This window comes from Bacillus arachidis, assembly GCF_030285945.1.
GTDB lineage: Bacteria > Bacillota > Bacilli > Bacillales > Bacillaceae_G > Bacillus_A > Bacillus_A arachidis.
On sequence record NZ_CP127376.1, the window covers coordinates 418550 to 432039 of the forward strand.

At 36.4% G+C, this 13490-nt stretch carries 12 protein-coding genes and 2 riboswitches; of the genes, 10 read left to right on the forward strand and 2 right to left on the reverse strand.

What is annotated here, in order from left to right; all coding sequences use genetic code 11:
• Position 1: 1 nt before the first annotated feature.
• A complete protein-coding gene (locus QRY57_RS03840) occupies positions 2-2191 on the reverse strand; it encodes a DNA topoisomerase III (RefSeq protein WP_286016695.1) in 2190 nt (729 codons plus the stop codon).
• Between the two features lie 282 nt (positions 2192-2473).
• Positions 2474-2583, forward strand: a riboswitch (TPP riboswitch).
• 69 nt (positions 2584-2652) lie between these two features.
• On the opposite strand from QRY57_RS03840, the gene thiM reads away from it, so the two are divergent.
• The 6 genes from thiM (at position 2653) to ilvA (ending at position 8361) form a co-directional block, all read left to right on the forward strand.
• The gene (thiM, locus tag QRY57_RS03845; RefSeq protein ID WP_286016696.1) at positions 2653-3462 is read left to right on the forward strand and encodes a hydroxyethylthiazole kinase; all 810 of its coding nucleotides are present in this window, start codon (positions 2653-2655) and stop codon (positions 3460-3462) included.
• Between the two features lie 15 nt (positions 3463-3477).
• The gene (gene thiE / locus QRY57_RS03850; RefSeq protein WP_490715734.1) at positions 3478-4131 is read left to right on the forward strand and encodes a thiamine phosphate synthase; all 654 of its coding nucleotides are present in this window, start codon (positions 3478-3480) and stop codon (positions 4129-4131) included.
• 205 nt (positions 4132-4336) lie between these two features.
• Positions 4337-5476: a WXG100 family type VII secretion target gene (locus tag QRY57_RS03855; RefSeq protein ID WP_286016698.1), complete on the forward strand. Its 1140-nt coding sequence runs from the start codon at positions 4337-4339 to the stop codon at positions 5474-5476.
• A gap of 136 nt (positions 5477-5612) precedes the next feature.
• Positions 5613-6128, forward strand: coding sequence for a hypothetical protein (locus QRY57_RS03860; protein ID WP_139265564.1), 516 nt, complete (start codon positions 5613-5615; stop codon positions 6126-6128).
• Between the two features lie 17 nt (positions 6129-6145).
• Positions 6146-6907 (forward strand): hypothetical protein, encoded by a 762-nt coding sequence (locus QRY57_RS03865; protein WP_286016699.1) that lies wholly within the window; start codon positions 6146-6148, stop codon positions 6905-6907.
• A 245-nt stretch (positions 6908-7152) separates the two neighbouring features.
• A complete protein-coding gene (ilvA, locus tag QRY57_RS03870; RefSeq protein ID WP_286016700.1) occupies positions 7153-8361 on the forward strand; it encodes a threonine ammonia-lyase in 1209 nt (402 codons plus the stop codon).
• 72 nt (positions 8362-8433) lie between these two features.
• On the opposite strand, the gene QRY57_RS03875 is transcribed toward ilvA, so the two are convergent.
• Positions 8434-9747 (reverse strand): anaerobic C4-dicarboxylate transporter family protein, encoded by a 1314-nt coding sequence (locus tag QRY57_RS03875; protein WP_026592556.1) that lies wholly within the window; start codon positions 9745-9747, stop codon positions 8434-8436.
• A gap of 233 nt (positions 9748-9980) precedes the next feature.
• Positions 9981-10082: riboswitch (TPP riboswitch) on the forward strand.
• Positions 10083-10186: 104 nt separating this feature from the next.
• Between QRY57_RS03875 and QRY57_RS03880 the strand changes: the two genes are divergently transcribed.
• From QRY57_RS03880 to QRY57_RS03895, 4 genes are read left to right on the forward strand one after another with little or no spacing between them, the layout of a single operon-like run.
• Positions 10187-10507 (forward strand): MTH1187 family thiamine-binding protein, encoded by a 321-nt coding sequence (locus QRY57_RS03880; RefSeq protein WP_286016701.1) that lies wholly within the window; start codon positions 10187-10189, stop codon positions 10505-10507.
• The gene (locus QRY57_RS03885) at positions 10479-11255 is read left to right on the forward strand and encodes an ABC transporter permease (protein ID WP_286016702.1); all 777 of its coding nucleotides are present in this window, start codon (positions 10479-10481) and stop codon (positions 11253-11255) included. Before QRY57_RS03880 ends, QRY57_RS03885 begins: the two co-directional genes overlap by 29 nt.
• A complete protein-coding gene (locus tag QRY57_RS03890) occupies positions 11252-12250 on the forward strand; it encodes an ABC transporter substrate-binding protein (RefSeq protein WP_098302391.1) in 999 nt (332 codons plus the stop codon). Before QRY57_RS03885 ends, QRY57_RS03890 begins: the two co-directional genes overlap by 4 nt.
• Positions 12247-12996, forward strand: a complete 750-nt coding sequence (locus QRY57_RS03895; protein WP_286016703.1) for an ABC transporter ATP-binding protein — start codon at positions 12247-12249, stop codon at positions 12994-12996. Before QRY57_RS03890 ends, QRY57_RS03895 begins: the two co-directional genes overlap by 4 nt.
• Positions 12997-13490: the final 494 nt, after the last annotated feature.

Below are 13490 nucleotides of genomic sequence, written 5' to 3' on the forward strand. Positions count from 1 at the left end.
TTTAATCAAATTTTAATTTCTTTAACGCTTCTGCAAGTGCATTATTTAATGGCTCTTCTTCTTTTTGTTGCTGTTTCATATATTTTTGAACGTCGCGTTTATCTGCTTTATTACCGGATTCTTTCTTACGACGTTCTTGGAAAGTGGATAACTTTTCACGATATCCGCACTTACACGCGAAAATTTGGCCAGCACCTTCACCACGTAGTTCTAATTTTTTCTTACATTGTGGGCAACGGGCATTTGTCGTACGAGATACATTTTTACGATGTCCACATTCGCGGTCTTGGCATACGAGCATTTTGCCTTTTTTACCGTTTACTTCAAGCATTGGTTTACCGCAGTCTGGACAAGACTTCGTTGAAATGTTGTCATGTTTATACTTTTTATTGCTCGCTTTAATTTCAGTAACAATTTCTTTCGTATAGTTTTTCATTTCAGCAATGAATACTTCTTTTTTTAATTTACCTTTTGCGATCGCTTCAAGTTTTTGCTCCCATTCACCAGTTAGTGTAGGAGATTTTAGTTCTTCCGGTACTAAATCAAGTAACTGACGGCCTTTTGATGTAATGTGAATATCTTTACCACGTTTTTCAATTAAGAATGAATTGAATAGCTTGTCGATAATATCAGCTCGTGTGGCTACAGTACCTAATCCACCAGTTGACTTTAATGTGTCAGCAAGTTGTTTGTTTTGCGTATCCATGTATTTTGTTGGGTTTTCCATCGCTGAAAGTAATGTTGCTTCATTAAAGCGTGCAGGTGGTTTTGTTTGACCTGATGTTTGTGCAATTAGTTTTACGTTTAATGTATCGCCTTTTTCAATACGAGGTAAAATTTGCTCTTTTAAATCTTCACCTGCATCGTCATCCTCAAATCTGTTTTCATATACTTCTTTCCAACCGGAATGTAAAATTGTTTTACCGCGTGCGACGAATGTTTCATCACCAATTTTTGTGCGTAATGTTAGTTGTTCATATTCGAAGGCTGGGAATAAAACTGCTAAGAAGCGCTTTACAACTAAATCGTAAATTTTACGTTCCTTATCTGTGAAAGCTGAGAAATTCACATAGCTTTCCGTTGGGATAATTGCGTGATGATCGCTTACTTTACTATCATCAACAAATGCCTTAGAAACTTTTATAGATTTATTTAAAACCTTATGAGCTAAAGGACGATATTCTCCTACTCCACACGCTTTTAGACGTTCTGGAAGTGTTCCGACAATATCGGATGAGATATAACGTGAATCTGTACGAGGATACGTTAATACTTTGTGCTGCTCATACAATTTTTGCATAATATTTAGCGTTTCTTTTGCAGAGTAACCAAAAATTTTATTCGCATCACGTTGTAGCTCTGTTAAATCATAAAGACCAGGAGCAAATGATTTTTTCTGCTTTTTCTCAATGTCAACGACAGTAGCATTGTGCTTGTCGAGTTTTTTCACAACGGCATCGACTTTCTCTTTATTAAAGCTACGACTATTGCCTTTCGCATCTTGCCAAGTTAGCTTTAATTTGCTAGCTGTTTGAGCTTCAATACCATAGTATGTTTGTGCTTTGAAGTTTTTTATTTCATCTTCACGACATGCAATGATAGCCACAGTAGGTGTTTGTACACGACCACAGTTTAGTTGAGCATTAAACCTTGTAGTTAATGCACGTGTTGCATTTAGGCCGATGTACCAGTCAGCTTCTGAACGAGCGACAGCTGAAGCGTATAAATTGTCATATGCTTTACCTGGTTTTAAGTTTACGAATCCGTCTTTGATGGCTTTATCGGTAACAGATGAAATCCATAGACGTTTGATAGGTTTATTAATTTTAACTTTATCAATAATCCACCGGGCGACTAATTCCCCCTCGCGACCTGCGTCTGTAGCTACAATAATTTCATTTACATCTTTTCTAATCAGTTGGCTTTTAACGGCATTAAACTGTTTGCCAGTTTGCTTAATCACTGTTAATTTCAAACGTTCAGGTAGCATTGGTAAATCTTCTAGATTCCACTTTTTGTATTTTATATCATAGCTTTCTGGGTCTGCTAATGTAACGAGATGCCCTAAAGCCCAAGTAACGATATATTTATTACCTTCAAGATAACCGTTACCTTTTTTATCACACTGTAGTACACGTGCAATATCACGTGCGACAGAAGGTTTCTCAGCAATTACAACACTTTTTGCCATATTTAAAACATCCTTTCAAATTTCCATAAGTTAAATATAGCATACATCCTTTTTTGATTCAGTTATGCTGAAGATTCTAACCTTTTGTTAGTCATTAAATACTCTACATCTTTGAATAGTAGGGTATGTTTTTCGTTTTTATGGAAAAGTATCGAAGCGTGATGTGGCGAAGTGGTGGAAGTGATAAAAGATGATGTGCCAAAATATCTTTCTAAATATAAAGATAAAAAATATACAAACTTGTTATTTTATTAGAATAAGAGTAGACTCTGAATTAGACGAATAAGGACACATGGGAGTTTGCGGATGCAGACTGAGAGTACGACTAATCTGTTGTTGACCATTAGAACCTGTTGGATAATGCCAGCGTAGGGAGAGTGTAACAGCACATGTTCAGGCACTTTGCATACGCAAAGTGTCTTTTTGTGTATCTCCCACTATTAAGTTAGGAGATGAAGAGAATGAATATACAAGAAATCGCAAAAGTAGTGGAAACAGTAAGATGGGCTAATCCTCTTGTGCATAATATTACAAATGTCGTTGTGACAAACTTTACAGCCAATGGCTTACTTGCATTAGGAGCATCACCTGTGATGGCGTATGCAAAAGAAGAAGTGGCAGAAATGGCTAGCATTGCAGGAGCGCTCGTTCTAAATATGGGTACGCTTCGCCCTGAAGAAGTGGAAGCGATGCTCATTGCTGGAAAATCTGCAAATACACATCATGTACCAGTATTATTTGATCCAGTTGGCGCAGGGGCTACTTCTTATCGAACAGAAGTAGCAAGATATATACCGAGTGAAGTGAAATTAGCAATGCTTCGCGGAAATGCAGCGGAAATTGCCAATGTAATTAATGAGAAATGGGAAATTAAAGGCGTCGATGCTGGAACTGGAAACGGTGATGTTGTAGGAATTGCGGAACAAGCAGCGGGTGAACTAGATACAGTGGTGGTGGTTACTGGAAAAGAAGACGTTGTAACAGATGGTGAGCGAACTGTTATCGTTCGTAACGGCCATCCGATTTTAACGAAAGTCACAGGAACAGGCTGTCTATTAACTTCTGTAATGGGAGCATTCGTAGCAGTTGAAAAAGATTATGTGAAAGCGGCAGTTGCTGCATTAACATTTTATGGTGTAGCAGCAGAAATTGCTGCAAGTAAAACGGTAGAGCAAGGCCCAGGGAGTTTCCAAATTGAATTTTTGAATCAGCTAGCTAATGTTACTGCAAACGATGTTGAACAATATGGAGAAGTAGAAGAGGTTCGCTAAGGGGGGATGAGAGAAATGCCACGCATAGATAGACAACAAATATCTAAGTTATTACAAGTCTATTTTATTATGGGAAGTAATAACTGCCAAAAGGATCCACTGCAAGTTATGAAAGAAGCGCTAGATGGTGGAGTGACCCTTTTTCAATTTCGTGAAAAGGGTGAGGGAGCTTTAACTGGTCAAGAACGGGTTCATTTTGCAAAGCAGCTACAAACGCTTTGTAAAGAATATGATGTTCTATTTATCGTGAATGATGATGTGGAATTAGCAATTGAATTAGATGCAGATGGTGTTCATGTCGGCCAAGATGATGAAGGAATTACATCCGTTCGTGAAAAAATGGGAGATAAAATCGTTGGGGTATCTGCCCATACGATAGAAGAAGCGCGTTTTGCGATTACAAATGGAGCGGATTATTTAGGAGTAGGACCTATCTTTCCAACAAGCACGAAAAAGGATACAAAAGCAGTACAAGGAACAAAAGGATTGCGTCATTTTAGAGAGTCAGGAATTATGATCCCAATTGTTGGGATTGGTGGAATTACAACTGAAAACGCCGCTTCTGTTATAGAGGCAGGGGCAGATGGATTGTCCATTATTTCAGCGATAAGTTTAGCAGATTCACCTTATGAAAGTACGAAGAAACTTATGGAGCAAGTAAATAAATAAGAAAAAGAAAGCAGCTTAAAAAGAAATAAGCTGCTTTTCTTATATAGTAATAGGCTATTTTGAAAGAGCGAGTATCATTTTAATACATCTATGAAATTGTATATCATTATATTATTCCTTTTTATGGTAATACAAAAAATGGTATGTTATAATCGTTTTGTTAAAACTGATTATTCTATTTTTTTCGAAAAAGGTGATTGCCAAGATGACAAAAATTATAGTAACACCAGAGAAATTATATCAGTTAGCAAAGAAGATACAGGAGTTTGCTTACTTTATCGAACAAACAGATGGACAACTTCGAAGTTCGTATGCCCAAATACAATGGGAAGTAAAGGTAAGGAGTCGGATTGAACATGAAATGCAACAAGCTTCTACTGTGGCTAAAAATATTAGTAAGCAATATTATGAGCTCGGAGATAAACTAAGACAGAAGGCTGAAGAGTTTGAGAAGGCAGATAGAGAAGGGGCACTTTCACAGCAGAAAAGTAAGGGCATTTCTAATTTAAATGCAGATAATGCGTTAGGTTTAGGGAAATTATATAAAACATTAAGTGGTGCCTACTATAAAGTGATTATACCTGGATATGGTTCAATTGCGAAGGGCTTAAAGATAAAGCCGGATGCTGTGAAGGGAAAAACATACTTATATGGGCAAAAAAGACCATTTACTGGATTTTCAGATGGAGGAAAATTAAAGAAAAGTGCAGGGTTTTTTCTAAAAATAGTAGATAGGCAGTATTTAGGGTGGAAGAAAACATCTGGTTTAAATGGGACGAGATATAACTATGATAATACAAAAGTAGGAAAATATTATAGTTTGGGAAATGGTGTGAAAGGTGCATTAAAAGAAAGTTTTGATGTAACGAGTCTGTTTAAAAAAGGTAAAAGTGTAGAAGCGATAAAAAATATTATGAAAGGGAAAGGTTTATTTGGGACTTTATTAACTGTAGGTGGTACAACAAAAGAATATCTGTCTAATGGAAAAGGCTTACTAAGTACTGAATATGCATCTGCACTTACTGTGGATTTAGGCAGAGCAGCTGTATCTGTAGCTGCTGGGGCAGCTGCAACTGCAGCATCAGGGGCCTTGATGGGAGCAACAATTGGCTCTGTAATTCCAGGGGTTGGAACAGCAGTTGGTTTCTTGGTTGGTTTAGGTGCCAGTTATATCCTATCTTCTGGAGGGGTAGGAAATTTTATAGATAATACTGTTAAAAAAGGAGTAAACGATTTTCTAAAAGGTTCATCAGCAGTTATAAAAGATGTTGGAAATTCGATTTCAGATAAAGTAAAAGGAATTGGAAATTCAATTGGAAAATCCGTAATCTCAATCTTCTCTTGAAAGATTTATATAACCTATATAGGGAAGTGAAAATTTGAACACAAAAAAAGATATAAGGCTATATAAAGGAATTTATTATAGTGTTTTTTTTCCGTTCGTTTTTGGGTGTGCATGTTTAGTTACATGGCCGGATAGTATGTTATATGTTATTTCTGGCTTGCTTTTAAACTTTTTGTTAGCTGTACTCTCTTATGTATTTAAGTGGGAGAAGTATTTAGGTTGGCGAATTTATTTTGGTATTATTCAGTTTGATTTATCTTGCATATTTACTTTGATGGCAACGTGGTATAGATGGGGAAGTATGTGGGAAATTGGTGTTGGAATGGTAGGGTGTTTTCTTATATGTAAAATAATAGGTTATAAATTCCGGGAAATTATTTTAAAAGAAGCAATAAATCCTAAAACAGTAATTGGAAAAATTATTTATGGATTAGGTTTTTTAGGGGGTGGAACTGCAGGGTTTGCGGGACATTTTTTAAATACAGAGCTGCAGGGAAGATATGGAGAACATGTAGGCGGTGGAATTGTATTAGGAATATTATCGGTGGGACTTTTATTACTCTCAATGTTTTTTCAAGCTACACATTATAAAATTGATCATCCGAATTTTGATGCTTTTGGAAAGGGCAATCCAAAATTTAATGGGTTTTAATTTAGGGAGGGAGAAATTTGATTAAGCATGACATTATAAAAATAGATGATGCATTAAAAAGTAATCCAGATAATATAGAAGAAATTGTACAGCAATTATTCGAAGGGGATTCAGTGGAGAATCAGTCTTTAAGACCAGAGGTTGTGCGAGAAGTTAATTATCTATATGAAAATGTATGGATGGGTTTATTTTGGTATTTACACCGATACACAGGGGAATGGATTCAAGCAGAACCGTTAGTAGAAGAATTAAATGAAAAAGTTCAAGAGGCTGAATCATTAGAAGAAGCGGCAACAAATGCGATATATATATTACAGTCATGGGGAGAACAAGTAGTATTTGACTTTATGGGAACGCTCTGCATGCTAGAAGCAGATTTGGTGACAAGAGACGGAAAAATAGATGAATTATTACATATTATTCGAACTTTTGAAGGTAGTTATTCAGGGTATGTGAGAGAAAGAGAAAAACAGCTTGTAATGGCAGTAGATGAAGATATTCAGCCAGGTATGGGGTATTATATTGCACAATCAATTATTCAAGAGGCACCTGCTTTTGCTGTTTGGGTTCAAGCGGTTTTACAAGTTGCCTTAGACCAAAGAAGAGGTCTAATTAAAGACGCTCTTAGTTCTATATCTTTTAAAAGAGGCAGCTATGAAGAATTTATATTGAAAATCTCAATGGCAATTCAAGGAGTCATTGAAGATACAGCTTTGTTATGTGGCTATATTGCGGTAAAGGTTTTTCAATTACAAAGGTATTATACATTTCATATTTGATGTATGTAGTTTTTATAGAAGTAAGGGTTTTAGCAAGAACTTTGGTGCATTAATATTCTTATCTTAAAATTTCTAGAAAGCAAAGCGGTGAAGTAAGAGATTAATGTTCAGCAAAGTTCTAATTCATGATATAGAAGTAGTCAGGGGAAGAAATTCCACGGATTAAAGTTTTACTTTTCAGCATAAAAACATTGGTGCCGCTCAAACTAACGTGTATGAACATATATTGTTTCGGAGGCGACAACATGATTTCTTTACAAGATATTATAGCTGCTCATGAGAAAATGAAAGGCATTGTACATATGACACCACTAGATTATTCAAGTACATTTAGTGAATTATCAAAGAATGAAGTGTATTTAAAACTGGAAAATTTGCAGAAGACGGGTTCTTTTAAGGTGCGTGGTTCTTATAATAAGATGGTTTCTCTTGATAAAGGTGAAATGGAGAATGGAGTCATTGCTGCGTCAGCTGGAAATCATGCTCAAGGAGTCGCCTATTCTAGTAATATGCTCGGCATTCCTTGCACGATTGTGATGCCAAAAGGTGCACCGCTTAGTAAAGTGCTGGCGACGAAGCGATATGGTGCACATGTGGAATTACAAGGGGATGTATTTGATGATGCTTTAGCTTATGCGCTAGACTTGAAAGAACAAACGGGAGCGAAATTTGTTCATCCGTTTGATGATGAAGCGGTGATTGCTGGTCAGGGTACCGTAGGCTTAGAAATCTTGCAGCAGCTTGATGATGTAGAAGCTGTTATTTGTCCTATTGGAGGCGGTGGCTTAATCGCAGGTGTTGCGATGGCGATTAAAGAGCAAAAGCCATCGGTGAAAATATATGGTGTACAAGCACTTGCCTGTCCAGGTATGAAGCAATCTATCGAAGAAAAGAAAGTAATTACAGTAGAATCTTCACCAACTATGGCAGATGGAATCGCGGTGAAAAGGCCAGGAGAGCTTACTTTTCAGCTTGTAGAGCGTTACGTAGATGATATTTTTTGTGTGGATGAAATGGAAATAGCGCGAACGATGTTAATGCTACTTGAACGCAATAAGCTATTAGTAGAGGGATCGGGTGCTAGTTCATTAGCAGCTTTACTTTATCAAAAAGTACCTGTGAAAGAGAAAAAAGTTGTGTCAATATTAAGCGGAGGTAATGTCGACGTAAACTTCATTACTCGTATTATTGAACATGGAATGGTTGAAGCAGGGCGATTCGTTCATATTGCAACGATGATTAAAGATAAACCAGGACATTTGCAACACTTACTGGAAATTGTAACAAGTTTTGAAGCAAACGTGTTGCATATTCATTTAGAGCGGATTGGAACAAAGGTATTCCCAGGTTATGCGCAGCTTCATTTATCGCTAGAAACGAAGGATAAAAATCATATTGAAGAAGTATTAAGTGGGATAGAAAAGAAAGGGTATAACGTAGAAATTATTGAATGAAAAATTTAAACAAACGTTTGATTAAATGAAAAAGCACAAACTTTATTCAAAAAAAGTTTGTGCTTTTATATGTTAAAACATAATTGAAATGAGTAGCATTCCAATTCCAATGGAGGTAAATGTTGCAACCAAACCAGGAATCATAAAGCTATGATTTAATACATATTTACCAATACGTGTTGTTCCTGTGCGATCAAAGTTAATCGCAGCAACAATTGTTCCGTAGTTCGGAATGAAGAAATATCCGTTTACTGCAGGAAACATCGCAATAAGAAGTGCTGGTGAAATACCAAGTGATAATCCGAGTGGCACTAACGCACGTACTGTTGCTGCCTGGCTATACAGTAAAATAGATAGAATAAATAATGCAATAGCGAATAACCATGGTGCACTTGTTACTAAGTGTTGAATCGATCCTTGAATGGTATTTAAGTTTCCATTGAAGAATGTGTCTCCCATCCAAGCGATACCGAAGATTGCAACAACAGCTGTAGCGCCTGCTTTAAAGACATTACCAGATACAATGCTTTCTACATTTGGTTTACAGAAGATAATAATAAGAGCAGCAATTGTAAGCATAACCATTTCAATTGTATTTGGCATTGAAAGACGAACTAATTTTCCATCTACCATCCATCCTGGACGAAGTGCTTCGAATGAACCAAGAAGGACAACAAAAAGAGTAGCGAATAAGAAAAGAATAACAGATAACTTGGCACCTTTTGCACCGATAAATTCTTTCTTTTCTTCAAGTTTCGGAATCATGCCTTCTTTCAATCGTTTTAAGTATTCTGGGTCTTCATTTAACTCTTTACCCATTTTGCTCGCAACGAAAGCAGCTAGCATACAAGCGATAAAAGTAGAAGGAATACTTACTTTTAAAATATCTAACAATGTAATTTTATAATCAGCTAGCATCGCTAATAGGGCCACAGTTGCAGCTGAGATTGGGCTTGCTGTGATTGCCTGTTGTGAAGCGATTACGGCAATGGACATTGGGCGTTCCGGTCTAATTCCTGATTCTCGTGATACTTCTGCGATAACAGGAAGTACAGAATAGGCAACGTGACCAGTTCCAGCACATAACGTAAATAAATAAGTTACAATAGGAGCAAAGAATGTAATGCGCTTTGGATTTTTACGTAGTGCTTTTTCTGCGAGATGGACAAGATAATCCATTCCACCCGCAGCTTGCAGGGCACCCGCAGCTGTAATGACTGCTAAAATCATCAGCATAACGTCAATAGGAGGAGCTGTTGGTTGTAAGTGGAAGACAAATACGAGTATTGCCATACCAACTCCGCCCATTACTCCTAGTCCAACTCCACCAAGGCGTGCACCGATAAAAATACAGAGAAGCAAGGTAAGAAATTGTAGCCAAAACATGATAAACTACCTCCGAAATTCATATGGTAAGATATTTTTGAATAATTTAAATTTAACTGATAATTATTAAATTAAACAAAGAGAAAGTTGTTATATAAACCTTTTTTATTATATAACACGTAAAAAGTAACATTCACTACATTTTGTGACATTATTTCAAGAAAATTAAGTGTAAAGTGATGAAAAAATGTGATTTGTTTGTTTGAAAAAATAAATCATGCTACAATGAAAACGAATTAAAACCGGGGAGCCAATTGGCTGAGAGGATGTAAGTGAGCATCGACCCTCAACCTGATCTGGATAATGCCAGCGTAGGGAGTTACTTAAAGTGATGTAAGCAGATGTTATTGTATAATAACTTGCATGCAAGGCTTTCCTACGTATTTCGTGGGAAAGCCTTTTCTTTTTACAAAACATATTTTGCAAGGGGGATTTTAGTATGTCACAACAAGTTACCATTTCATTTTCAGTCGTACCACAAGCAAAAACGAAAGATGTGTATGCCGTTGTTGATAAAGCAATTGAAGTCGTACAACAATCTGGTGTTCGTTATGAAGTAGGTGCGATGGAAACAACGCTAGAAGGAGAATTAGATGCGCTTCTCGACGTGATCAAACGTGCACAACAAGCTTGTGTTGATGCTGGCGCAGAAGAAGTGATTACGTCTATTAAAATTCATTATCGTCCAAGCACTGGTGTAACGATTGATGAGAAAGTTTGGAAGTACCGTGATGAATATGAAAAACCAGAAACGATCTAATATAACAATTACAGCGCTTTGGCTAATCCTTCTCATTGCCATATGGGAAGGATCTGTTTCATTATTTCAAATTGAACAGTGGATTTTGCCTAAACCTTCTGCTATTGTACAGGAACTGATTGGAATGAAGGATTTATTACTACCAAATATAATACAAACATTGCAAGAGGTTATCATCGGATTATTCTTTGCGATTTTACTTGGAACGAGTATTGCAATTATTATGGACGTTATTCCATTGTTTCGTTTGTTAATTAATCCGTTACTCGTTATTTCACAAACCATTCCGATTGTCGTGCTAGCACCTTTATTTATTATTTGGTTTGGATATGGGATGCTTCCAAAGGTGATGGTCGTTATTCTTGTTTGTTTCTTTCCAATTGCTCTTAGTATTTTAGAAGGTTTTCAAACAGTAGATAGAAATATGCTCAAGTTACTACAAACAATGCGAGCGTCGAAATGGCAAATCTATCAGAAGGTAAAATTCCCAGCTGTGCTCCCGTATTTTTTCTCAGGACTAAAAATAGCTGTTACATATAGTGTGATGGGAGCAATTATTGGGGAATGGCTTGGTGCGAGTGAAGGATTAGGTGTCATGCTTACGCGTGCAACAAAATCCTTTTTAACAGCCCGTGTATTTGGTATCGCAGCAATTATTGTCATGGTCACATTGTTCTTGTATTTTATTGTAGAATTTATGGCAAGACTAACAGCACCATGGATATACAGAAAGGACGGCAGAAAATGAAAAAAGGTTTAAAAGTTATGCTAGCCGCAATACTTGCAGTTGGTGTTGTCGGTTGTAATGCAGCGAAGAAAGAAGAGAGTACAGATAAGGAAAAGAAAGTAAAAGTTGTTTTGGACTGGTTTCCAAATACAAACCATACTGGTTTATATGTAGCAAAGACGAAAGACTACTATAAAAAGCAAGGTTTAGATGTAGAAATTATTCAGCCAGGTGATAACGTATCGGTAGAGCAAATGATTGCATCAGGAAAAGCGGATTTCGGTGTGAGTTATCAAGAAAATGTAACATCAGCTCGTGTTGAAGGAATACCAGTTGTTTCGATTGGAGCAATTATTCAACATAACACATCTGCATTTGCATCGTTGAAAAAAGATAATATTACTTCTCCGAAAGATTTTGAAGGAAAGCGTTATGGGGGCTGGGGAGCGCCAGCGGAAGAAGCAACACTGAAAACAATTATGAATAAACATCAAGCTGATTTTAATAAAGTAGAAAAGATCGTTCTTGGACAAACAGATTTCTTTAAATCAATTGGTAGAGATGCAGACTTTGAATGGATTTATTATGGCTGGGACGGTATTGAAGCAAAACGACAAGGAAAAGAATTAAATACAATCATGGTAAAAGATCTAGATCCAGCACTAGATTTCTATAGCCCTGTCATTATCACAAGTGAAAAGAACACAAAACAAAATAAGGATTTTGTGAAAAAATTCATGAACGCAACGGCAGAGGGATATAACTTTGCAATTAAAGAGCCAAAAGAAGCGGCTGATATTTTAATAAAAAATGTACCGGACATTAATAAAGAGTTAGTACAAGAGAGTCAAAAGTGGTTAAGTACGAAGTATCAAGATGATGCGAAAGCATGGGGAGTACAGAAGGAAGAAGTTTGGACGAATTACATGAATTTCTTACACGATAATAAAGTGATTAAAAAGAAAATTGATGTAAAAGATGCATTTACAAATGAATTCCTTCCAAGTGAAAAATGAGCGGATTACAAATAAAAGATGTTGTGAAAGCATTTGATGGAAAAAATGTACTAGAAAAGATTAGCGCTTCTATACAAGAAGGTGAGTTTGTCTCATTTGTAGGCCCAAGTGGTTGCGGGAAAAGTACGTTATTAAATCTGATTGCGAGTGTTGAAGAGGCGACTAGTGGTCAGGTAATTTACAACGATACTCTTGTTCAAAAACAGGATATTGTAAGCTATATGCCGCAGCAAGATCTATTGCTTCCGTGGCGCTCAGCACTACAAAATATTGTTCTTCCATTAGAAATTGATGGGAAGCCAAAGAAAGAGCGACTTGCAGAAGGAATGGAAGCCTTGCAGCAGTTTGGTTTAGCTGAATATGCAAATCATTATCCAGATGCATTGTCTGGTGGTATGCGTCAGCGGATTAGTTTTCTTCGTACTTATTTATGTGAAAAGCCGATTATGTTACTTGATGAACCGTTTGGTAAGTTAGATGCATTTACAAAAATGGAAGTGCATCATTGGCTTTTAGATTCATGGCATCAAGAGAAGCAAACGATTGTAATGGTAACGCATGACTTAGATGAAGCGATTCTGTTATCTGATCGTGTATTCATTATGTCACAAAGACCAGCAACAATTGTAGGTGAGGTGAAGGTTAATTTACATCGTCCTCGGACGATGGATATGTTGACATCCCTTGAGTTAAAAGAAGATAAAGCAGAGATTTTAGGGATATTAGCTCCTTATATGCGGAAGTAATGAAAGCTTCTTAACAGTTTTTGCGACTGTTAAGAAGCTTTTTGTTTTAGAGGAAGAAACAGAGGAATCAATGATTGAACAAAGAGTGGATTCACTCACTTTAGATTTTATAAGTCTGTATGCAATGGAGAAAATGCCTAAAGAAATTTTTAAAGAAAAAGAGGAACAAACAGATTTATAACGAATAAAATATAAGAGCATGGTATATGCTTGTTATAGAACAATAATGATTTACAAAGGAGTGAAAGGATAAAATGACTTTATCAACTGTTCTTCAAATGGTTTTAGCTTGATATGGGAGAAGTCTGCCCATTTTTAAAGTTTAGGCCAAATTGAAGACAGCAGGTAAAGAACCTTAATCCTTTTTTACTATAATAAAGTGAAATTGTAATGGGTAAGGTGTATTCACCTTACCCATTTTTTCATGTATACACAATTAAATAAGATCTTTATTTTGCTGTTCTCTCTATTTGGCTTGTTAGTTATAAAGAAAA